This is a genomic window from Spongiibacter sp. (assembly GCF_984394615.1).
This window is the reverse complement of the sequence record NZ_CFHTQA010000002.1, coordinates 137,370-159,104: the sequence shown is the minus strand read 5'-3', so window position 1 is coordinate 159,104 and position 21,735 is coordinate 137,370. Positions and strand designations below refer to the sequence as shown.

General features: G+C 56.8%; 24 protein-coding genes. 3 read left to right on the top strand and 21 right to left on the bottom strand.

Features of this window, described 5'->3' with window-relative positions:
* Positions 1-490, top strand: a 490-nt coding sequence (locus AC5DB9_RS01835; RefSeq protein WP_483151430.1) for a Fic family protein, incomplete at its 5' end; no start/stop codon positions are given.
* Between the two features lie 157 nt (positions 491-647).
* The gene (locus AC5DB9_RS01830; RefSeq protein WP_272991121.1) at positions 648-1,550 is read left to right on the top strand and encodes a GIY-YIG nuclease family protein; all 903 of its coding nucleotides are present in this window, start codon (positions 648-650) and stop codon (positions 1,548-1,550) included.
* A gap of 361 nt (positions 1,551-1,911) precedes the next feature.
* Here the strand turns inward: AC5DB9_RS01830 and AC5DB9_RS01825 are convergent, their stop codons facing one another.
* The 21 genes from AC5DB9_RS01825 to AC5DB9_RS01725 all read right to left on the bottom strand — a co-directional run bounded on the left by AC5DB9_RS01825 (position 1,912) and on the right by AC5DB9_RS01725 (position 19,488).
* Positions 1,912-3,006, bottom strand: a complete 1,095-nt coding sequence (locus AC5DB9_RS01825) for a putative urea ABC transporter substrate-binding protein (protein ID WP_272991122.1) — start codon at positions 3,004-3,006, stop codon at positions 1,912-1,914.
* A 17-nt stretch (positions 3,007-3,023) separates the two neighbouring features.
* Positions 3,024-3,971 (bottom strand): hypothetical protein, encoded by a 948-nt coding sequence (locus AC5DB9_RS01820; protein WP_272991120.1) that lies wholly within the window; start codon positions 3,969-3,971, stop codon positions 3,024-3,026.
* 10 nt (positions 3,972-3,981) lie between these two features.
* Positions 3,982-5,013 (bottom strand): isopenicillin N synthase family dioxygenase, encoded by a 1,032-nt coding sequence (locus AC5DB9_RS01815; RefSeq protein ID WP_272991119.1) that lies wholly within the window; start codon positions 5,011-5,013, stop codon positions 3,982-3,984.
* A gap of 357 nt (positions 5,014-5,370) precedes the next feature.
* Positions 5,371-5,544 (bottom strand): hypothetical protein, encoded by a 174-nt coding sequence (locus AC5DB9_RS01810; protein WP_272991117.1) that lies wholly within the window; start codon positions 5,542-5,544, stop codon positions 5,371-5,373.
* Positions 5,545-5,791: 247 nt separating this feature from the next.
* Complete coding sequence (locus AC5DB9_RS01805) at positions 5,792-6,745, bottom strand: ketopantoate reductase family protein (RefSeq protein WP_022959297.1); 954 nt, start codon at positions 6,743-6,745, stop codon at positions 5,792-5,794.
* A 2-nt stretch (positions 6,746-6,747) separates the two neighbouring features.
* On the bottom strand, positions 6,748-7,386 hold the full coding sequence (locus AC5DB9_RS01800; protein ID WP_272991116.1) for a hypothetical protein: 639 nt from the start codon (positions 7,384-7,386) through the stop codon (positions 6,748-6,750).
* A 41-nt stretch (positions 7,387-7,427) separates the two neighbouring features.
* Positions 7,428-7,619, bottom strand: coding sequence for a 2-hydroxymuconate tautomerase (thmT, locus tag AC5DB9_RS01795; RefSeq protein WP_022959295.1), 192 nt, complete (start codon positions 7,617-7,619; stop codon positions 7,428-7,430).
* A gap of 11 nt (positions 7,620-7,630) precedes the next feature.
* Positions 7,631-8,425 carry a 2-oxo-3-hexenedioate decarboxylase gene (gene dmpH, locus AC5DB9_RS01790; protein WP_272991115.1) on the bottom strand — a complete coding sequence of 265 codons (795 nt, stop codon included), beginning with the start codon at positions 8,423-8,425 and terminating at the stop codon, positions 7,631-7,633.
* A gap of 5 nt (positions 8,426-8,430) precedes the next feature.
* A complete protein-coding gene (dmpG, locus tag AC5DB9_RS01785) occupies positions 8,431-9,459 on the bottom strand; it encodes a 4-hydroxy-2-oxovalerate aldolase (RefSeq protein WP_272991114.1) in 1,029 nt (342 codons plus the stop codon).
* A gap of 10 nt (positions 9,460-9,469) precedes the next feature.
* Entirely contained in the window at positions 9,470-10,405 is a 936-nt protein-coding gene (locus AC5DB9_RS01780) for an acetaldehyde dehydrogenase (acetylating) (RefSeq protein WP_272991112.1), read from the bottom strand.
* Between the two features lie 29 nt (positions 10,406-10,434).
* Positions 10,435-11,220: a 2-oxopent-4-enoate hydratase gene (dmpE, locus tag AC5DB9_RS01775; RefSeq protein WP_022959291.1), complete on the bottom strand. Its 786-nt coding sequence runs from the start codon at positions 11,218-11,220 to the stop codon at positions 10,435-10,437.
* Positions 11,220-12,077, bottom strand: coding sequence for an alpha/beta fold hydrolase (locus tag AC5DB9_RS01770; protein ID WP_272991111.1), 858 nt, complete (start codon positions 12,075-12,077; stop codon positions 11,220-11,222). Before AC5DB9_RS01770 ends, dmpE begins: the two co-directional genes overlap by 1 nt.
* Positions 12,078-12,084: 7 nt before the next feature.
* The gene (locus AC5DB9_RS01765) at positions 12,085-13,545 is read right to left on the bottom strand and encodes a 2-hydroxymuconic semialdehyde dehydrogenase (protein ID WP_272991109.1); all 1,461 of its coding nucleotides are present in this window, start codon (positions 13,543-13,545) and stop codon (positions 12,085-12,087) included.
* A 28-nt stretch (positions 13,546-13,573) separates the two neighbouring features.
* A complete protein-coding gene (locus AC5DB9_RS01760) occupies positions 13,574-14,497 on the bottom strand; it encodes a catechol 2,3-dioxygenase (protein WP_272991107.1) in 924 nt (307 codons plus the stop codon).
* 5 nt (positions 14,498-14,502) lie between these two features.
* Positions 14,503-14,835, bottom strand: a complete 333-nt coding sequence (locus tag AC5DB9_RS01755) for a 2Fe-2S iron-sulfur cluster-binding protein (protein WP_022959287.1) — start codon at positions 14,833-14,835, stop codon at positions 14,503-14,505.
* 11 nt (positions 14,836-14,846) lie between these two features.
* Positions 14,847-15,908: an NADH:ubiquinone reductase (Na(+)-transporting) subunit F gene (locus AC5DB9_RS01750; RefSeq protein ID WP_272991103.1), complete on the bottom strand. Its 1,062-nt coding sequence runs from the start codon at positions 15,906-15,908 to the stop codon at positions 14,847-14,849.
* A gap of 10 nt (positions 15,909-15,918) precedes the next feature.
* Positions 15,919-16,278 (bottom strand): phenol hydroxylase subunit P4, encoded by a 360-nt coding sequence (locus AC5DB9_RS01745; protein ID WP_022959285.1) that lies wholly within the window; start codon positions 16,276-16,278, stop codon positions 15,919-15,921.
* Positions 16,279-16,341: 63 nt separating this feature from the next.
* Positions 16,342-17,889, bottom strand: coding sequence for an aromatic/alkene/methane monooxygenase hydroxylase/oxygenase subunit alpha (locus AC5DB9_RS01740; RefSeq protein ID WP_273009004.1), 1,548 nt, complete (start codon positions 17,887-17,889; stop codon positions 16,342-16,344).
* A 14-nt stretch (positions 17,890-17,903) separates the two neighbouring features.
* Complete coding sequence (locus AC5DB9_RS01735) at positions 17,904-18,173, bottom strand: MmoB/DmpM family protein (protein ID WP_022959283.1); 270 nt, start codon at positions 18,171-18,173, stop codon at positions 17,904-17,906.
* Positions 18,170-19,171 carry an aromatic/alkene monooxygenase hydroxylase subunit beta gene (locus tag AC5DB9_RS01730; RefSeq protein WP_272991097.1) on the bottom strand — a complete coding sequence of 334 codons (1,002 nt, stop codon included), beginning with the start codon at positions 19,169-19,171 and terminating at the stop codon, positions 18,170-18,172. The genes AC5DB9_RS01735 and AC5DB9_RS01730 overlap by 4 nt, the downstream gene beginning before the upstream one ends.
* A 38-nt stretch (positions 19,172-19,209) precedes the next feature.
* Positions 19,210-19,488: a phenol hydroxylase subunit gene (locus tag AC5DB9_RS01725; RefSeq protein ID WP_272991095.1), complete on the bottom strand. Its 279-nt coding sequence runs from the start codon at positions 19,486-19,488 to the stop codon at positions 19,210-19,212.
* Between the two features lie 357 nt (positions 19,489-19,845).
* Here AC5DB9_RS01725 and AC5DB9_RS01720 point away from each other — a divergent pair, with 357 nt between their 5' ends.
* Positions 19,846-21,543: a sigma-54-dependent Fis family transcriptional regulator gene (locus AC5DB9_RS01720; RefSeq protein ID WP_272991093.1), complete on the top strand. Its 1,698-nt coding sequence runs from the start codon at positions 19,846-19,848 to the stop codon at positions 21,541-21,543.
* The last annotated feature ends 192 nt before the right edge of the window (positions 21,544-21,735 follow it).

The window sequence follows — 21,735 nt, the reverse complement described above, 5'->3', positions numbered from 1 at the left end:
TCATCAGCTAATTCTCTCAAGAAAGTTAGCCTCCGATAAACCCGGGGGGATTCACATCGTGCAGAACAAGGCCGATTACTACCGGCTACTGCTGGGGGTGACAAGGGAGCAGAACTGGGAAGAATGGATTCTGTACATGCTGGCTGCGGTAGAGCAGACCTCACAGTGGACGACAGCCAAAATTGGGGCCACTCGGGAGTTAATGGAGCACACCGGGCAGCACCTACAGGCCGAACTACCCAAGATTTACAGTCACGAGTTGGTACAAATCATCTTCCAACAGCCCTACTGCCGCATCCAGAACCTTGTGGAAGCAGGCATAGCCAAAAGGCAGACGGCTTCGGTCTATCTCAAACAGCTCTGTGATGTCGGGGTATTGGAAGAACGACAAGTGGGTAAGGAAAAGCTGTTTATTCACCCTAAACTGGTGCAGCTGTTAAGCCAGGACAGCAACGCAGTAACTGGGTATGAGGGCTCTAGGAACGCATAATTTTTGCGAGATAATTTTCAGCCCAGCAAGCCCCCCATATTACTCTGACGACCGGTATAGAAATAGGTGCGCTGCCAACAGACGAGCCCTCCTGCAGCACTTAATTACCAAGGTACACTAGCACGCGCTCTACACAAATAAGGATACAGGACACGACATGGACATAGGCAAGACGATCCGAATATACCTAGCGTCAGGCTCAGTTTCAGGCATACGTCACGCAGAGATCGTCAACTGGACAGGGCAAGCAATCTCATCGCCAAGGACTACGGTAAAAGCACTTAACGCATGGGAAGAAGCACACAAGCCAGGCGTGTATTTCCTGTTCGGTGATGATCCAGAGACTAGCCAGCCAGCCGTGTATATTGGGGAGGCTGAATCTGTATACGATCGCCTCTTGAATCATCTTGCCAATAAAGACTTCTGGAACGAGGTCACACTGATCACAAGCAAGGACGAAAACCTAACCAAGTCACACGTCAAGTATCTCGAGTCAAAGCTTATACGCCTTGCCAAGGCTGCAGGCCGCGAGCCACTTTTGAACAGCACGGAGCCCCAAGAGCCAACGCTACCCCGTGGCGACAGAGCCTCTATGGACGAGTTTGTTATCAATATAAGGACGCTCTTAGGGACACTAGGCCACAAAACGCTAGAACCACTGGGCACACCGTCCTTCAACACCACGACAGACGCCAAGCCTCCCTCCGCAACCGCCGAAGAAACTCAACAAAGTCAGTCGATGGAAGTACAACTAAAGGTCAACAACATATCAGCACATGGTCTTGTGACGAATGAAGGGCTTGTTGTGCTTGAGGGGTCCGAATTCTGCCAAGAAACTAAGCCCAGTTTATCAGAGGGATACCGAAAGCTTCGCCAACGACTGATCGACAACTCAGTCGTAGCCACCACACCCAACAGCACGCAATATAAATTCGTGAAGAGATATGTATTTTCAAGCCCCTCTCAAGCAGCAGCCGTCATTGTTGGAACATCAATCAACGGCAGATGGAATTGGAAGCTCGCCGATGGACGCTCTATCAAGGAATACGAGGAAGGGTAACCAATCCTGTCTCGACTCAGGCGGTAGTCTAGTGGCACGCCGTGGATATGATATTAAAATTAGAAGTTGTACAGCCTAGCAAGGCAGGCAATAAAGTCTACGCGAGCTTTTCAAGAAGACTGAAACCTAGTAGTGGAGTACGATTAAGGGACTTGAATGTAGTATTGAAACCCCTCGTACCGGTGGTTCGATTCCGCCTCTGGGCGCCACTCTTCTTCCCCCCAGTTTCTCATAACTCACGCCCCCTCAATCCGCCCGTATTTTGCTGCGACTTGCCGGCGCAATATCGCTTTCCCTGAGCCAAATAAAAAAGCCCCGAGAGCTTAACCCCCGAGGCTTGTGTTATTCGACGACGCAGGGCTTAAAGCTTGCCGTCAGCTGCCATTTTCACGTAGCTGGCATCGAAGTGCAGTTTGATATTGCTGTTGTCGCCCAGCACCGAGCCATCAGAAAAGCTCATACCCACCACGTCAGGGCTGGGACTGGCTTCACCGAGCAGGCCTTTGTCGAAGGAGAACTGACGGACTTTGTCCATCACCACGGGCAGTTCGTCGCTGCTGGCAAATTTGTAGGCATCAGCGGGACTGTAGAAGAGCATGGTGTCATCCAACTGGGCATCGTAGCCTGCCAGATCGGTACCCGCCTGCTCAGCCATGTAGCTGCGCGCGGCGATGGCCTCGGCGGAGTCGCCCTGCATCAGCGCAAGGGTTTCAAACCATGCGCCGACCAACGCTTTGCCGAAGGCCGGATTGGCTTTGAGGGTTTCGGTGTTGGCGGCCATCATGTCGATAATTTCGCCGGGGATTTGCTTGGAGGTAAAGACTTCAATCGCGTCTTCGGCATTGTCGAGGATAATACCGAGCTGCGGATTCCATACCGCAGCGGCGGTCACGTCGTCAGTCATGAAGGACGATACGGCGTCGGCATCCGAGGTGTTCACCACCGTTACGTCGCGCTCAGACATACCATTCATATCCAGTGCGCGGGCAAGGAAGTAATGGGAAACAGACAGTTCCACCAGATTTACCTGGCGGCCTTTGATATCGGCAATGCTCTTGGCGTCTTTCAGTACCAGGCCATCGTTGCCATTGGAGTAATCCCCCAGAATCAGGCCGGTGGTTTCCACGCCGAAGGCGGCCGGGATAGTCAGGGCGTCCATATTGGTCATGGCGCAGGCGTCAAATTTGCCGGCCGTAAACTGGTTGATGGATTCGATGTAGTCGTTCATCTGCACGACTTCAATTTCGATGCCGTATTTGTCGGCCCACTTTTTGATAATGCCTTTATCGGTGGCATAGGCCCAAGGCATCCAACCGGAATAAATCGACCAGGCAACCTTAAAGGACTTTTTCTCCTCGGCGTGGACAGCACCAACACCCATTGCACACACCATCAGGCACAGGGCGGCTGCCAGTCGCTTTCGACTGTTTTTCATTCGCGTAACAAACTTCTTCATCATTTGACCTCTCGGCATCAGTAACAGGGTTGGGTATAGCGACACAGGGTTTCTCGCTCGCGCTCAAACCACTGGTTTGCCTGTGCGCTTGTCTGAGTGAATTGTGGGAAGGCGCAGGTCGCCTCCAGAGTGTCGATGGCAAATCGCCGCTCCATGGTAGTGCCGTCTTTTTGCGTATAACGCTGTGTGAGCTCGCGACCATTGGCAGCCACTGAAAAGCCGTCCAACGACAACAGTGCCTGCCCTTGTCGCGCAGGGCAGGTGCTTAGCTCAACGGTATAGCCTTGAGCCGACGAGCCACTGGCGACGGAGGTTTCGAAATTGAACAGCTGCCCCAGCGCAGCGGCATCGCCCGCCGCCTGTTCAGCTTTCTCGCGCAGGGCATTGTCTTTTTCGGCGCGAATCGGATCGGGCCGCGCCAGCACCAGCGCTGCATAGTCGCCACAGATGATGAGACCACCATCGCGGGAATACCGTTCTCCCGTGCTCAGGCTTTTCTCTTCCAACAGCCGCAGGCCAATCAAGGGGCCGGGGTGACTGGGTTGGAGCCGCCAGTCCTCGACGTAAACATTGCTGGGGCAGAATTCCATCATGCAGTTGCCCACCCGTTTTAAATAGGCGGGCTCCTGCCAGCGGCCGTGAAGCTGCAAGGCCTTTTCGTTCTGCCATGACAGGGTTTCGCCATTCCATACACTGTCGGCCACCCAGCCTTCGTAGTTGCCCAAGGCGCGCAGCTCTGCCGCGCTGTAATCCTCCCAGGCTTTGGCCGCCACCTGCTCGGCGGCCTCCGGCAGGCGCAAGTCGATAGTGAAGTTGCGACTTTGCAACCAGCAGACGTGGGTGCGGGTATCCGTATCGCCATTGGCAAAGCTGATGCTGCGGCGCTTGAAATAGCCCAGCATCCAGTCGGGTACACCGCGTTCTGGGCGGTACTGATGATGTTGCAGAAGTTCAGCTAAATGCATGCTCCGCTCCCTATTGTCCGTGATAGCCGAAGCTATCCACGCTGCGCGCATTCTCGGGCAGGCAAATTTCGCCACTCGCCAGACGCTGCTTTAAATAGGAAAAGGTTTGAATGGTTTGAGCGTAGAGATGATCGCCGCATTTCAGGCTGCCGTAGTCGCGATCTTCCCGGCCTTTGGGGAGGGACGCAATCGGCGAAATCTCTGCGTCATAGTCGCAGGCGCAAAACAGCGGAAAGGAATAGCGCTCTTCCTGCACCTTCCGTACCCGGTGCGAGGTAGCCACGAACTGTCCGTTGCTTAGCACTTCGAGCATGTCGCCAATATTGATCACAAAGGCGTTGTCTTTCAGTGGCACATCAATCCACTCTCCCGCGCCATTCAGCACTTCCAGGCCGGGAGCCGTTGGCATGAGAATGGTGAAGCACTCGTAGTCGGTGTGCGCGCCAATGCCAGGGCGGTCGTGAACGACATTTTCGTTGTAGGGGTAGTGAATCATCCGCAACTGACTGGGCGGGTGATTCACCATGCGGCTCAACGCGTCTTCTTCGAGGTTCAGCGCCAGCGCAAAACCGCGGAACAAGGCATCCGCCACGTGGAGCGCCGCCTGATAATAGGCCTGCACGTCGTCCTTAAAGCTCGGCGCATCTGGCCATTGCGTGGGCCCCAGCATGGGACGACGACCGAGTTCGGCGCGGTAGTCGTAATTGATATCGTAGGCTTCTTTGCAATCGGCAACGCCATCACCGAAGCGCTCCTCACCTTCAGGTACGTAGCCGCTGTGGTTCTCCGACTGGCCGATGTAAAAGCGCATTTTGTCGTCCAGCGGCTGGGCAAAATAGGCCTTGGCCTGCTCGATCAAACGCATTTGCAGGGCGGGACTGACACCGTGGCCGGTGATGTATAAAAAGCCAACGTCGCGTGCCGCGCGGCTCAGCTCATTGGCCACCGCCAATCGGCACAACGGGTCATCACTGAAAAGACCGCCGATATCGACGGTGGGTAGCTGGGTAAAGGCAGAGTGTGGCGAGGATTTGTCTGACACTTTGGCAACCTCCTGAATAATGTTGAATATTCAAAATGTCGCCTGGTCGTCCAGACAAAGAAACGGCACTGACCGCTCCGGGTCGTCCCGGATACTTCTTGCCCTAGCTAGAGCAAGGCCTGTACCAACACCTGAAAATAAACCTAAGAGATTGAGCAGCAAGCAATTATTGGAAAGGCGCGAAAAGCCGGGAACAGTTCAATAGGTGCCATTGCAGTGCACGGGAATATAGCAGCGCACCACAAAAGGATCGTTTTCTACGGGCTGCGCTACGGAAAAACCTGCACCACGGCACCGGCCTGGCACAAAAAAGGGCGGCCTAGAGCCACCCTTATTGCTTGAGCGGATGGGACCAACTCAGCAGACTTTCACTCGACGATGGGTATTGGCCACAATCTTGACCTTACACTTTGCACCATTATCGAGCTCAGAAACCGCATTGGACTGACGGTTTTGCTGATCGGGTGTCGACGCACAGCCCACTGAAAGCACCGCCAGCAACAACACCGTCATCATGGAGAAAGAACGCATAACTACCTCATTTACTGATATAAGAAAACGTTCCGAACGCCCTGCTCTCGCCATCATGGGCCTATTGGGTTGTCGTCCGGCTGCGACAACACCCTGTCGACGCACCAAATAAGATCATATGTCCCAAAATATAACATCTGGCGCACTATATCTGAACAAAGCTCTTCCGAAACGATACGGTGTCAGCGTGGACGTCTCTACCCAGGATGCAACAACGAGCTTCTCCAATACCTAAGCAGCGGAGAAACTAGAGCGAAACATCAGCGTTACGCTGCCTAAGCAGAGACATTACAGTCGCGGTGTAGACAGGCTCCTGCCCCAGCACTCGGCAGCGCTCGACCACTGCACCGCAGATGGCGTCTATCTCCAGCGGTCGCTGTTTTTCAACGTCCACCAGCATAGAGGTTTTGATAGCGTTAAACCGGCTGATAAGTTCAAACATCTCGTCGCGGTCACAGGCAGTAAGGTTAACGCCGTCGGCAGCGGAGGCTATAACCACTTCATCCATCATACCCAGCACAATACGGCTAAATTCGGCGTGATGAGTAAGCTGACGAGTATCCAGCCCTGTAAGGGCAGAAAGGGGGTTTACGCCGTTGTTAATAATCAATTTACGCCACAATGCGTGGCGAATGTCGCCACTTATATCAGCGGGGATTCCCGCGACATCAAAGGCGCTCTTCATCCTACCCAGCAGCGGCATGCGACGGTCTGCCACATTGGTATAGTGCGGCCAACAGCCCATCACCACCCTGGCCTCCCCCTCGGCGCTGATCACACCAGGGGCGACAATATGCCCACCGATTTTCACTGCAAGGCCGCCCAGTGTGCGTTCATTGCCGAGCTGTGCAGCAATAACCCCCTCATTGTCCACACCATTTTGCAGCGATAGTACCGGCACTGCCGCATTTGCCAGCCAGCCGTCAAGCGCCGCCATGACCGCCGCCGTGGCGCCCGCCTTGATCGCCAGCACAATGACGTCGAAATCCTCGGCACGGTATGCCCGAATCAATGTGGACTGATCCACTGCCAGCAGCCCTTGATGCAGCTCACCGCCTTCCCACTTCAGCCTGAGTCCGCGCGCCTGTATCGCAGCGAGATGTTCGCCACGTGCAGTTACCATCACCTGATCACCTGCGGCAGCGAGCCGGGCGGCGTAGTATCCACCAATCCCCCCCGCTCCCAGAATCAACCAGCGCATCACTAAAACCAGCCGCAGCCGTTAAAGGCTCGCTGACTGTCGGCGGGGGCACTGCCGAAAAGATGCGAGGGCGCCAAACGACCGGATATGCCGACCGCTATGTATATGAGATCGCGAACCAGATCGCCGGGCAACGACGTGCACTTCCCTGACGGCATTTTTAGCCCCTTCAATCGCTGCAAAGCCGACTGCACATCCCGATGCCCTGTCAGGTTTTCGCGACTGCCCTGACGGTCGAGACAGACAACGGCTACACCGTCCTCCACCCCTTGGGCAATATGCTCACCCAATCTTATGTATTCCTCAGCAGGTCTCCCCGGTGGCAAGCGCAATTCCATCACTGACACCTGCCTTTTTGGAAGCAGAGAACCGGCCAGCAAGGTCAGGCTCGAGGAGATGTATCTGTCCATCTCCACATCAATACCTGCCGCTGCGCACTTGGTTTTAAGCCGCGATGCATAGGGCCCGCCCTCGCCGCCATGGCAGATTTTGACGGAATATCCCAAATCACTTTGCGAAACGAAGAGCAACGCTTCAACCTCGCCAAGCGGTGCAAAGACCTGATGAAGCGGCGAGCGGCCATTGCTGCTCAGCAGAACTTCCATGCTGGATGACAGGTAAATCACCGGCACTCTCTGCATACGCCGCTCGCCCTTCTGGTTTTAGTGTTACGGAGCGCCGTTCAGCGCCCCAGTTGCTTGGCCGACTGCCCGGCGATCCCGAAGTGTTGCTTGGGCATTTCGGTAATCATCACGCGGATGCGCTCCACCGGCGCGTCCAGCGAGCGCGACATGGCCTCTGTCACTTCGCGGATCAGCGTTTCCTTTTGCTCATCGCTGCGACCTTCAATAATGTAAAGCTGTGCTATTGGCATACCCGCTCTCCTTATTCAAAACGTGCCGAGACTGAACCCAGCCCCTGATAACGCACGCAAATATTATCGCCCGCTTCAACAGCAATCGCTGCGGTAATTCCGCCGGTCATAATGAAGCTGCCCGCGGGAATATGCTCGCCGCGCTCGGCCAGCAGGTTTGCCAGCATGGCAACGCTGGATGCAGGGTGCCCCAGCACAGCAGCACCGGCACCAACTTCAACAATTTCACCGTTTTTCTCAACGACCACACCGAGGGTTTTCAGATCGACATCTGCCACATCGGCCATCTGCCCGCCGGTAATGAAGCGCGTTGACGAGGCGTTATCGGCCACCACGCTGACCAAATCGAACTTGAAGTTCTCGTAGCGCGAGTCGATCACTTCCACAGCGGGAATCACGAAGTCGGTGGCCGCCAGTACGTCGCCGATGTGACAACCCGGCCCTTCCAGCGGCGCCTTGGTGACAAAGGCAATCTCCGCCTCAATTTTCGGGTGAATCAGTTCTTTGGTGTTCACCACACCGCCGTCGGGCACGCTGAAGTAGTCGGCCAGAAAACCGTAAATTGGCGTTTCCACACCCATCTGCGCCATTTTGGCCCAGGAGGTCAGGCCCATTTTCAGGCCGATAACCTTGTTGCCACGCGCTTCTTTGCGACGGCGGATTTCCCACTGTACGTCGTAGGCATCCTCGAAATTCATCTCTGGATACTGATTGGTCACTTTGCTGATGTCATGGGCCTGCAACTCGGCATTCTCGATGTGCTCTGCAAGCGCCATCATTTGCTCGTTAGTCAGTGTTCTTGTCATTTGAATTAACCCTCTTGCGCGGCGAGGAGGTCCAGCGCCACATCCACAATCATGTCTTCCTGACCACCCACCATCCGGCGGCGGCCAAGCTCAACCAAAATATCCACAGTCTTCAGACCGTATTTCTTCGCCGCCACTTCCGAGTGACGCAGGAAGCTGGAGTAAACCCCCGCATAGCCCAGGGCCAGCGTTTCGCGGTCTACCCGTACCGGGCGGTCCTGCAGGGGACGCACAATGTCGTCGGCCGCATCCATCAGGGCGTAGATGTCGGTGCCGTGTTCCCAGCCCATTTTGTCGAAGGCGGCAATGCACACTTCCAGCGGGGCATTACCGGCACCCGCACCCATGCCCGCCAGGCTGGCATCCACCCGGTCGCAGCCTTCTTCTACCGCAACAATGGAGTTGGCCACGCCCAGCGCGAGGTTGTGGTGGGCGTGAATGCCGGTCAGGGTGTCGGGCTTGAGGACGTCTTTGAGGGCGCGGAAGCGGGCGCGGATGTCGTTCATGTTCATGGCACCCCCGGAGTCCACGACGTAGAGGCAGGTCGCGCCGTAGTCTTCCATCAGCTTGGCCTGCTGCGCCAAGCCCTGCGGGGTTTGCATGTGGCTCATCATCAGGAAGCCGACGGTGTCCATGTCCAGTTTGCGGGCGTGTTCAATGTGCTGGCGGGAGACATCGGCTTCGGTGCAGTGGGTGGCGACCCGCACGATGCGGGCACCGGCGTTGTAGGCGGCGTCGAGGTCGTGAACGGTGCCGATGCCGGGCAGCAGCAGGGTGGCGATCTGGGCGTGTTCAACCACTTCGGCCACGGCTTCAATCCACTCCAGGTCGGTGTGGGCGCCAAAGCCGTAGTTGAAGCTGGAGCCTTGCAGGCCGTCGCCGTGGGCCACTTCGATGCTATCGACCTTGGCCTGGTCGAGGGCGCGGGCGATGTCCTGCACATTTTTCAGGGAGTATTGGTGGCGAATGGCGTGGCTGCCGTCGCGCAGGGTCACGTCGGAGATATACAGCTTTTTGCCGGGAGTAAATGTCATGGTGTGCTCCTCAGTTGACCAGCGATTCGGCGATGCGCTCAGCGGTACCCATTGCCGCCGAGGTCATGATGTCGAGGTTGCCTGCGTAGGCAGGCAGGTAGTGGGCGGCGCCTTCCACTTCAAGGAAGATGGAGGTTTTCAGGCCACTGAAGCGGCCGAGGCCGGGCACGTTCATGGGCTGGTCGACGGGAATGTCGTCAAACTGGACTTTCTGTTTGAGGCGATAGCCGGGGACATAGCTGTTCACCGCCGCGACCATGGCTTCCACGGAGGCTTCCACTTCGGCTTTGTCGGCGGCCTCGGAGAGCACGTACACAGTGTCGCGCATCAGCAGCGGTGGCTCGGCGGGATTGAGAATGATGATGGCCTTGCCTTTTTGGGCGCCGCCCACCACTTCAATGGCCTTGGAGGTGGTTTCGGTAAATTCGTCGATGTTGGCGCGGGTGCCCGGCCCGGCCGACTTGCTGGAGATGGAGGCCACAATCTCGGCGTAGTGGACCTTGGCAATGCGCGATACCGCGGCCACCATCGGAATGGTGGCCTGGCCGCCACACGTCACCATGTTGACGTTACCCTCACCCAGATGTTGTTCCAGGTTAACCACCGGCACGCAGTAGGGGCCGATAGCTGCCGGGGTCAGGTCGATGATTTTAAGATTCGGTTTGCGGCTGCGCAGAAACACTTCGTTGTGCATGTGCGCCTTGGCCGAGGTGGCATCAAACACGATGTCGATGTCGGCAAACGTCGGCATGTTCACCAGTCCCTCCACCCCTTCGTGGGTGGTGGCCACGCCCATGCGGGCGGCGCGGGCCAGGCCGTCGGAGTCGGGGTCGATACCGACCATCGCGCCCATTTCCAGGAACTGCCCCTTGCGCAGAATCTTGATCATCAGGTCGGTGCCGATGTTGCCCGAGCCGATGATTGCGGCTTTGAGTTTCTTGCTCATAATACGTCCTCGATAGATTGCCAGCGGCCTTACACAAACCGCACGGAGGCGCTGCCGATACCACCAATGTCCACCCGCAGGCTGTCACCCGCCTGCACCGGCTCCAGAGGCACCAGCGAACCTGACAGAATCACTTCGCCAGCCTTGAGGGAAATACCGAATTCGCCCAGCGTGTTTGCCAGCCAGGCCACACAGTTCACCGGCGAGCCCAGCGCGGCACCGCCAGCGCCGGTGCTGATGAGCGCACCGTTCTTTTCCACCACCATGCCGCAGGTAACAAGATCAACCTTGCGTGGCGATACCGCTTCGTCGCCCAGCACAAACAAGCCGCATGAGGCGTTGTCGGCCACAGTGTCCTGAATGGCAATATTCCAGTCCTTGATGCGGGAATCGACAATCTCGAAGCAAGGCATCACGCACTCGGTAGCCGCCAGTACATCGGCGTTAGTCACGCCCGGTCCGCTCAGGTCTTTCTTCAGGATGAAGGCAATTTCGCCCTCGGCACGCGGCGCGATAAGACGCTCGCTGATCGGCATCACTTCACCGCTGTTAAACACCATGTCGTCAGTCAGATAGCCAAAATCCGGCTGATGTACGTTCAGCATGGTTTGCACCGCCTTGCTGGTGACACCGATTTTTTTGCCGATGACCCGTGCGCCCGCCGCTTGACGTCGCTCCAGCATACGCAGGGAAATGTGGTAAGCATCTTCAATGCTGATGTCTTCACCACGGCTGGTCAGAGGTGAGACCGCTTCACGGGCGAGCATCGCCTCGTAGAGTTCATCACCGAGTAACTGAATTTTTGACGGCTCCATCAAGCCCCTCCTGTCGCCGTGTTATCGGCTTCGTTAAGAAAATCATTCACCAGCCGCGCAAAGCGGTCGGCGTGTTCGATCTGAGTCCAGTGTCCGCAGCGCCCGAACACATGCAGCTGAGCGCGGTCAATCAGTTCGGCCAGCCGCAGCGAGGCGCTGAGCGGAATCACCTCATCCTCGCGTCCGTGCAGAATCAGCGTGTCGTGGGGCAGTGCGCGAATGGCCTCTTCCGGGCTGCCGAGCGCATCCACCCAGCGTTGGCGCGGCGCTGGAAACATCGCCGCAAAAGACTCCTGAAAGCCGGGGCGAATACTGGCCTGATAACGCAGCTCAGCCAGCTCGTCAGTTACCAGACTGCGATCATAGGCAAACACGTCGAGCAGCTTGCGCATGGCCTCCAGCGACGGTTCATAACCCCATACGGCATCCAGTCCGGCGGTAAGCGGAAAGCTCACCCCCACCGACCCCATCAGCACCAGTCGGCGCACCCGCTGCGGGTGCGCAATAGCCAGTGCCAGTGCCAGTCCACCACCAAAGGAATTACCGATCAGATCCACCTGTTCCAGTCCCAGCGTATCCATTACGCCGATGGCATGGTCCACCCAGCGCTGGCGGTTGTAGACGCCATCTGCCGGGCGCTCGCTGTAACCAAAGCCGAGCATGTCGGGGGCAATAACGCGGCGCGATGTTGCCAGCGACGGCATGACCAGTCGCCAGTTGGCCCAGGCGGTAACGCCGGGGCCGGAGCCGTGAATCAGCATCACAGGAAAGCCTTCGCCCACATCATGCAGATTGGTGCGATAACCCGCCGCGCTGATTTCCCGGCCCATTTCAGGGCTTTCTATGGCAGCACTCATAGGTACCTCACAACTTGATGCACACGTTTTTCATTTCGGTGTAGAACTCCAGCGAGTGAACCCCACCCTCGCGGCCGATCCCCGACTGCTTGCTGCCACCGAACGGTGTGCGCAGGTCGCGCAGGAACCAGCTGTTCACCCAGACGATGCCCGCTTCAACCTGTCCGGCAACGCGGTGGGCGCGGCTGACGTTCTCTGTCCAGATTGCCGATGCCAGACCGTAGGGCAGGCTGTTCGCCAGGGCGATGGCCTCTTCTTCGGTGTCGAAGGGGCGAACGTGGCAGCAGGGGCCGAATATTTCTTCGGTGACAACGGCGGAGTCATCCGGCAGGCCTGTCCAGATCGTCGGCTGCACCCAGGCGCCTCCCGCCAACGCGGCGGGCATATCCGGCACGCCACCACCCGTAACGACCGTAGCGCCGTCTTCTACCGCTTTCTGGTAGTAAGACATCACCTTGTCGCGGTGTTTGTGGCTGACCAGCGGGCCGAGGTTGGCAGCCGCGTCCTCCGGCGGGCCAATTTTCAGCCCCTCCGCCGCCGCTTTCAGCCGGGTGACAAACTCGTCAAAAATGGCGCGCTCAACATAGACGCGCTCGGTGCCCAGACACACCTGGCCGCAGTTGGCAAAGGCGGAGCGCATCGTACCTTCGATGGCCTTGTCCATATCGCAGTCGGCAAATACCAGCCCGGCGTTTTTACCACCCAGCTCCAGCGAAATATCGCGAATGCCTCTGGAAGCCGATTTCATAATGACTTCGCCGGTGGTGGTTTCGCCGGTAAAGGTAAACCCATCCACATCCGGGTGCTCGGTTAGAAACGCGCCCGCCGAATCGCCGCCAAAGCCGTGAACCACGTTGTACACGCCTGCGGGCACACCAGCTTCGTTCATCACCTCACCCAACAGCGCGGTGGTGGTGGGGGTTTCCTCCGAGGGCTTCACAACCACGGTGTTACCGCAGGCCAGTGCCGGACCGACCTTCCAGGTCATCAGCAGCAGCGGCAGGTTCCAGGGACTGATCACACCGATCACGCCCTTGGGACGACGCACGGCATAGTTGAGCGCGCCGGTGCCGTCGGGGGTCGCCATCTCGAAGGACTCTGTCGGCACGTTCTTCACCATGTCGGCAAACACTTTGAAGTTGGCTGCGCCGCGGGGAATATCGATATGGCTGGCCATCGATCGGGGTTTGCCGGTATCGCGGCACTCGGCCTCCAGAAACTCCTCGAAGCGGGCGTTAATGCCGTCGGCCACCTTGTGCAGAATCCGGATGCGTTCATCCAGAGTCATTCGCCCCCAGGGGCCGTGCAGGGCCGCGCGGGCCGCTTTCACAGCGGCATCCACTTCCTCGCGCCCGGCCTCGTGAACCCGGCTGATCAGCTCGCCGTTGGCCGGGTTCACATTGTCGAACAGCTGCCCGCTGGCGGAGCCGACATACTGTCCGTTGATGAAATGCTTAACGTCATTCATTACTGAATAATCCTGTGCTGGTTCTTGATCAGGTGAGTACGGTCAGGAATCGCTCGTTCAACTGGCGGTCGTGATAGAAGATCGCCTTGCCCAGTTGCTCCGCCTGCCAGGTGGTGGGCTTGTGATCGGGGTAGATGTAGTCACCGCCGCAGAACACTTCGTTGCGGTTGCCCGAAGAGTCGAAGAAGTAAATGGTTTTGCCGTGGGTCAGGCCGTGGCGGGTGGGGCCGATATCAATCGAGGTATCGGTCATGGTAATCAGATCAGCCGCGCGCAGAATGTCTTCCCAGGTTTCGAGGAAGAACGACGCATGGTGGAACATGCCTTTTTCCTCGTGGTGGATAAACGCCACATCGTGCGCCTTGGTAGACAGGGTCAGGAACTGGGCAATGCGGTTGCCATCCGGTTCCAGTACCTGCTCGGCCAGATAAAAGCCCAGTACGTCCACAAACAGATCGTAGGTGGCCTGCAACTCGGGGCCATACAGCAGGCAGTGGTCAAAACGCAACGCTTTCATGCCTTTCAAACCACGCGGCCAGGCCTCGGGGTTGATCTCGCTCACGCCCCACTTACCCAGATATTTCTTCTCACAGAACAGCTCAAAGCTGTGGCCTGAGGGCGATACAAAACGCACCCGGCGCCCGCAGTCTTTCAAGTCGCCTGCCGGCACCTGTTCCAGTTCGACACCATAGGCTTCGAGGTCGCGCTCCAGTTGCTGCAGGCTGGCTTCGTCTACCACCTTGAAGCCCATAAAATCCATGCCCGGTTCGTCAGCCGGACGCAGGACTACCGAAAACTTGTCTACTTCAGTCCAGGCTTTCAGATACACCCGGCCCTGTTCGTCGCGGTCGGTCTCGATCAGCCCCAACAACTCCGTGTAGTGTTTGACTGCCGCATCCATATCAAGGACGCGAATTTGAACGTGCCCAGGGCGCATTACACCTTTTTTCATATCAGTTACCTCAACGCTTTTATTGTTGTGTGTTTCTCAAAGGACGCCGCCGCTTGGGGACGGCACTCAATAATCAGATCAGTCAGCGGGTAGACGCGGCAGGCCAGCACTTCGCCCTGCTCCACAGCCTCGGGAGGAGCGTGAACCCGACTCATTTTTCCGCACTCGAACTGGCCCTCCAGCACCTTGACCTTGCAGAAGCCACAGCCACCGCCCCGACAACCTACCGGCACGCAGCGCATACCGTTTTGCTCCATTGCCTTGAGCACGCTCTGCGCCGCCTCGCAGTCAAAGCTCTGGCCGCTGCACTGTTCTAAAACGCGAAATACTCTGCCCATGACGGCTCCCGCTATATCTTCTTGAACAGGGCTGAACGCTGGGCTTCACCCGCGCCATCAGCGGCGGTCAGGAAGCGCTCCATGAAAATGTCGCGCTCGAACAACCGCCCCTGCATCAGCGCGGTAATCGCGGCATCAATCATGGGCGGCGGGCCACAGAGGTAAGCTTTATGACCGGCAAAGCGGCCATCGAAATGCGCCTTGGCGGCCTCGTGAACAAAGCCTCGCTGCCCATCCCAATCGTCGCCGTCAGCCACATCGCTAAGAGCGGGCACATAGGTGAAGTTGTCGTGGTCGCGCGCCAGGGTTTCAAACAGCTCGCGGTTGTAGAGTTCGGCGAGATTACGCGCGCCCTGGAACAGGGTGATATGACGGCTGTCGCCCTGCTCCAGCAGATCGAGAATCATCGACTGGGGGCTCGACAGCCCCGAGCCACCGGCAATGAAAATCAGGTCGCCGTCCTGCGAGTTGCGGACAAAGAACTGGCCGTAGGGGCCGGACAGTTTCAGCTCCTCGCCCACCTGCAGCTGCTGGTGGATGTAGCCGGTGGCCGCACCGCCCTCAACCAGCCGCACATGCAGCTCAACCTCGTCGGCGCGCCCCGGAGGATTCGCCAGCGAGAAAGCACGAGGCCCCTCGACACCCGGCAGTTCGATATTGATGTACTGACCGGCCTGAAACGTCATTGGCCGGTCCAGCTTGAGATGAATACCCTTGATGGTGGGCGACAGCTCGACAATGTTCGTCACGGTCGCCACGTAATCTTCAACCGGGTGGCCTTCAAAATCGGGGTCAACGTCAATGTCGGCCTCGATTACCACGTCGCTTTCCACCGTGGCACAGCAGACCAGCACCTTGCCTTCGTCGCGTTCAACATCCATCAGCGCGAAAGGCGAGGCCTCGCCTACGTCAACATCGCCTTCCAGCACTTGTACCTTGCAGGTAGCGCAGGTGCCGTGGCCGCAGGCAAAGGGCAGCCACACACCCTGGCGAAGGGCCGCCTGCAGTATGGTCTGGCCCTCTTCCACCTCAATCTGTTCGCCAATCGGCTCTATGGTTACGGTATGAGTCATAGCAGTGCCCTCAGGAAGCCGAACCGTCGATGCCGTTCAGGCCCTGGGTGCGCACCGTCAGCATACTTTTATGATCAATACCGCTGTCTTTCAGACTCGCGGTCGCATCCGGCACAAAGGCTTCGTCATTCAGCAGCCAGTCAGCGGCCAGAAAATCCGCCTTTGCCGAATCGGGGTGCGCCGCAACGGCGGGCTTGAGTACGGTTTCGACAAACTCACCAAAGCTCATGTCCGGCGCCACCAAAAAAGCAAAGGGCGCGCAGAACAGCAGATGGTTGGGCCAGTACACATAGAGCAGCTGCATACCGTGGAAATTTTCGACCTTATCCTTGGGTTCAAACTTGTAGTCGTATAAGGCTTTAACAGTCATCGGTGTCACCTTGTTATTGTGGGTCGTGGAGCCGCCCGGTCAGCTCGCCGGGCGGCGTGCGGATCAAGCCGCGTCCTGTTTGTCTCCGCTGTGTTTGGCGGCGGGCGATTTGCCCTGAATCTCCAGCCAGCGGCGGTGATCAGGCGAATCGACATACTCCAAATTGTCGGTGCCCGGTTTGATGTGGTAGTACTCCGAAACCACCGTGCCGACGTCGGCACCGCCGCAGTTGCCCTGATAAATCTGGTGTACCGGCAACCAGGCCTGCACGTATTTCTCCGGCTCGTTTTTGAAAATGTCGCAGCAACCTTCCGAGCAGAAGTGGTAGCGCTCGCCCTCGTATTGCCACTGGCGATGGCTGAAAGCGGTGGGGTCGTCTTTCTCGGTAAAGATGACGGGGATCTGGCAGACCTGACACAGTTGCGGCAAGGTGTTGTTGTAGAAACGGCGCCCCTCGGCATGCTCGTTTCTCAAATACTCGAAACGCGGGCGGTAGTACTTGTCGAAGGTGTCGGGATACTTCTCTGACAGCCAAGCCATTTCCTCTTCGTCGGGCATCCAAGTGTGAAAGTTGGTGGCATGACTGTACTGGTAGAAAGTCGACCAAGTCTGGTGGCTGACGTGGTGCTTGGCGTCGTTGGCAACATCCTGATACTTGGGCGGACGAATGCCGTAGCGCTCAAGGTCTTTGAACAGGGCGCCACCGTTTTGCTCGTAGTACACCTCCCAGGCCTCCGCCCAGGACATCACTTTGTTCGGCAGCATGTAGTCCATCATCATGCCGACCAGACTCAGCAGGCGGAATCCGCGCCAGAACCACTTGTCGATCCACTGCTGAATAATCGGCACGTTGTCTTCGTGCTGCTCAAGAATGAACTTGATAACTTCCAGTCCCAGCGTCATGTGACGCGCCTCATCCGACTGGGCAGAGAAGCCGAAGGTAACGGTTGCCATGTCGCCGTTGTAGGCCGCACCCGACATAAAGGGCACAAACAGCAGGTTGGTCAGCACATATTCGAAGGAGAAAGAAATCGCCGTCAGGAACTCGAAGGGACCTGCGGAACGGGCATCGTCAAAGAAAGACTTGGGCACCGACAGGAACCACACGCGGTCGTGCATGTGCGCGCCGTCGTGCAGGCCGTTAAAGTGCTTGTTGTAGTGACTCATGGCGTGCTGCTGAGTTTGTGAGTGGCGCAGCTCGTCGATGGCCTGCATCTGACAGGCAACTCGGGCACCGGCGCCGCTGAACTGACGTCCCACCTTTGCATAACCCTGAAAAGCGGCGTGCTCAAGGGGCGATACCCCGCTGAGGAACAGTTTCAGCGCGTTTACATAACGGGCATCGGAAATATTCTGGTGGCCGTTGTTCTGGGCAAAGGCGTCAAAAATGGCGTACAGCTTTTTCTCTTTTTCCGCCTGGTATTTCCAGTAGGCATCCATCGTCAGGCGGAACGGGTCTTCCCACTGCGACCAGTCGGTTATTTTGATCCCTTCAAACTGTTCTTCGGGGAAAATATCTTCTTTCTTCTGGTAGGACGGCTCCCAGGCCATGTCCCGCGTCAGGTACTGGTATTTGTCTTTAAGATTCAGTTTCTTCTGCTTGATGCTCATTATTCTTCTCCCGATCAATTCCACTGCAAAATAAAGTGGTCGTCGTCTTCGTCCACGTTTCCGCCGATACTGATGACATCCACCAGCATTTCCTGCACATCCCAGTCGCGGCCGAGTTTTTCTTCCATCGTCTCGCGGTTAATCACCAGTCGTTTTTCCGCCTGAATACGGATCATGGCGGGCTGGTACTGCACCTCGGCGTGGGGGTTGTCCTCAACCACGGCATCCACCAGATAACGGGCGTTGTCGTTGTCCTGAAAGGCAATAAATACGAGCTGGCTCATGCGGAAACTCCCTGGCTGTTGAGACCGAATTTACTGAGGCGCGCCGCAAGCTGGGCGCGGGTTTCGTCCAGTGCCTCAAGGCCGGAAGTGGCTTCGGCAAGAGGGGTGAGGGCCTGGTAGATTTGCGGTTCCCACTGATTGATCCAGGCTTGCAGCTGCTCGCGGTTGGCATCGCTTTCGCCAGCAACCGCCTTGACCATAGCGTTAGTCCAGCGCAGCGAATCCTTGTACCAGTCGCGCATAAACTCGGTGAGCATCGACACATCTTCCGCGCCCTGCTCGCCCAGCCACTGATCCATCTTGTCGTACACCAGCGGGTAGAGCAGGCCGTCGATCAGCACGTTCTGCACCAGCGTCAGCTCAAACCAGTCGTGAACCACCAGCGTGTCTTCCACCAGCTTGCGCAAGGGCTGCCACAGCGCGTCATCCATCCAGAAGGTTTTGGATTCATCCAGACCGGCGCCGGTGCTGCCGTCAATCAGCAGCGCAATGCGCGACAAGTACTGGCCAATCCCCAGCCGGTCCATCGCCTGATACATGTGCAGCTGCGCTACAGTGGTGGCGGTAGCATCACCGGCTACCATGCTGTTATTCATATTCGCGCCCAGCTCAACGTGGCGCAGAGGCACCAGCAAACGCAGCAGTTGCTGTTGGGTCGCATCCGGCAGGCGGCCCAGCAGATTGCGCTTGTCGCAGAAGGCAAAGCTGCTTTCTGCCGCTTCCTGCATTTTGGCGCGATTGCCTACATAAGCGCCGTAGTAGAACTGCCGCGGATCAGACACGGCGTACCAGTCGTCCATGCGAATCGCGGTACGCTCAGGATCGTTGAGAGTGTGCTCAGCATCCCACAGCGGGCGGTAGTGGAAGTTGGTCTTTGCTTCGAGGTCATAACTGGCTTCCTGATAGCGGGTAGCCGGTTTGTCGCCAAAACGCCGGGCGATGTGCGCGTAGGTTTGACGGATCGGTTCCATCGAGTGGGTTTTAATTTCAATACTCATGCTAAATCCCGTTATTGGTTTTATGGTGTTCAGCCTGCTTAGGGCTTGGTTTGTTGAGGCTTAATAACGCTTGCTTTTTCACCGAAGCGCCACTTGATCATGTCTTCATCAATCTGGCGGATGGTGTCGGAATCCATGTGCACGACGTTGTTACACCGGCAGAAATCCTCGAAGGCGTCTTTGGGCAATACCAACTCGACAAACAACTCGGGGTGGCCAATCGCGAAATCAAATTCAATGAATTTTTCGCCGGGATCACTGCGCAATCGGATATATCGTGTGAGCTGATCGAACGTGGGTTGATTGCCTGAATTCATTGTCTGCCTCGTTTTATTTATTGGCGGCTGACGGTCTTAGAGCAACGGCTGTGCCACAAGCAAAACATGCGCAACAAATCTCAATAACGCATTGTTTTTTATTAATTTATTTGAAATAAGGAAAAATTCAGGCCGATAAATAGTTCAGCTCTAATCGCCGATTTTTTATCAAATGATTAATTTTTTTGGGGCGAATGAGCATTTGCTCACTTCCATTGACCACTGCCCGAGGGAATAAAATTTCATCATATGGTTGAATTTTTCATCGCAATCAGTGTTAGATGGCGCGCAAGCGTGCTGTCGCTAAAAATCATTACTGACAGCTCCCCATAAAATTAAAATAACGGGGTTTACGGCATGGCCATTAGTTACAAACCTCAGCTTCGTATTGAAGATTTCCGAGATCTCACGGAACAGATTCGTTTCCAAAGCGCGGAAGGCAAAATATGGTTAAGTGAGCAACGCATGCTGCTGATGGACCTCAGTGCACTCGCCGCCTTTCGCCGAGAACTGGTAAACACCATGGGAATCGAGCGTGCAAAAGGCTTTTTCCTCCGGCTCGGTTATCAATCCGGACTGAGAGATTCCGAGCTGGCCCGCAAGCTTCGCCCCCACTGCAGCGAACTGGATATTTTCTTGGCCGGCCCACAGCTGCACAGCCTGAAAGGCATGGTTAAAGCCGTACCGTTGGAAATTGAAATCGACCAGGAAAACGGCAATTTCTATGGCGAAGTCGAGTGGATTGATTCTTTCGAGGTAGAAATCTGCCAGACCGAACTGGGGAAGATGAGCGAGCCCGCCTGCTGGGCACTGCTCGGTTATGCCTGCGCTTATACCTCGTCGTTCATGGGCCGCGAGGTGATTTTTCGGGAGGTCAGTTGTCGCGGCTGCGGCGATGAGCGCTGCGTGATTGTCGGTAAACCCGCCGAGCAATGGGACGACGCCGAGGATTTTTCCCGCTACTTCAAAGCCGACCCCATCGTCGAAGAGCTCTACAACCTTCAGGCGCAAGTCAATTCCCTGCGAAGTAGCCTTGAAAAGCAGGAAGGCCAGTACTATGGCATCGGCCAAAGTCCGTCTTACAACAAAGTCTGCAAGATGATCGACAAGGCCGCTCAGGGCCGGGTATCGGTGTTACTGCTGGGTGAAACCGGGGTCGGTAAAGAAGTGATTGCGCGAAGTGTTCACTTGCGCAGCGAACGCGCAGAAAAGCCCTTTATTGCCGTAAACTGCGCCGCCATTCCACCCGACCTCATCGAAGCGGAGCTGTTCGGCGTGGAAAAAGGTGCTTACACGGGCGCCAACCAGTCACGCGCCGGACGCTTTGAACGCGCTAACGGCGGCACGATTTTTCTCGACGAGGTGGTGGAGTTAACTGCCCGAGCCCAGGCAACGCTGCTGCGTGTATTACAGGAAGGTGAGCTGGAGCGCGTCGGTGATTCCCAGACCCGCAAAATTGATGTGCGCATCATTGCCGCAACCAATGAATCGCTGGAAGAAGCCGTGAACGAGGGGCGCTTTCGAGCCGACCTATTTTACCGACTGAATGTGTTCCCGGTGAAAATTCCACCGCTTCGCGAACGACTGGAAGACCTGCCACTGCTGGTTGAGCATTTCCTCAACAAGTTTCACTCCGAGTATGACAAGCGCACGATGGGCCTGTCGGACAAGGCGCTGGATTTATGTATGCGCTACCCCTGGCCCGGCAATATCCGCGAGCTGGAAAACGTGATTGAGCGCGGCGTGATTCTCACCGACAACAACGACACCATCAGTCAGGATTATCTGTTCGCGGCACCGCCCGCCGAGAGCCTGGACGGCCCCGCCCAGCGGCTGGACGACGGCGGCAATATTTCCTCTGCCGCCGACGGCAGCACCGGGCACTGGTCTACCGATATTCTCGACAGCCAGATCAGCCTCGACGACGTGGAAGCCACGCTGATTCAAAAGGCCATGCAGCAGGCTAACAACAATGTATCCGGGGCCGCCCGGCTACTGGGGCTGACCCGCCCGGCCCTCGCCTATCGCCTGAAAAAACTCGGCCTGGAGGCCTGACTCCCTCTCTCCGGCAGGACAGTTGAGCATTTCGACAACTGCCCTGCGGAAACTTCACCATATCATTAAAAATTGCCAAAACCCTCCCGCTTACAACCGCGCGCAACGCTCGGCTTGCATCCAATATTCTCCTTATATTTCAGTGCGTTAAAAAAATAAAACCGTTATGGCATAGGCATTGCTCAAACCGCC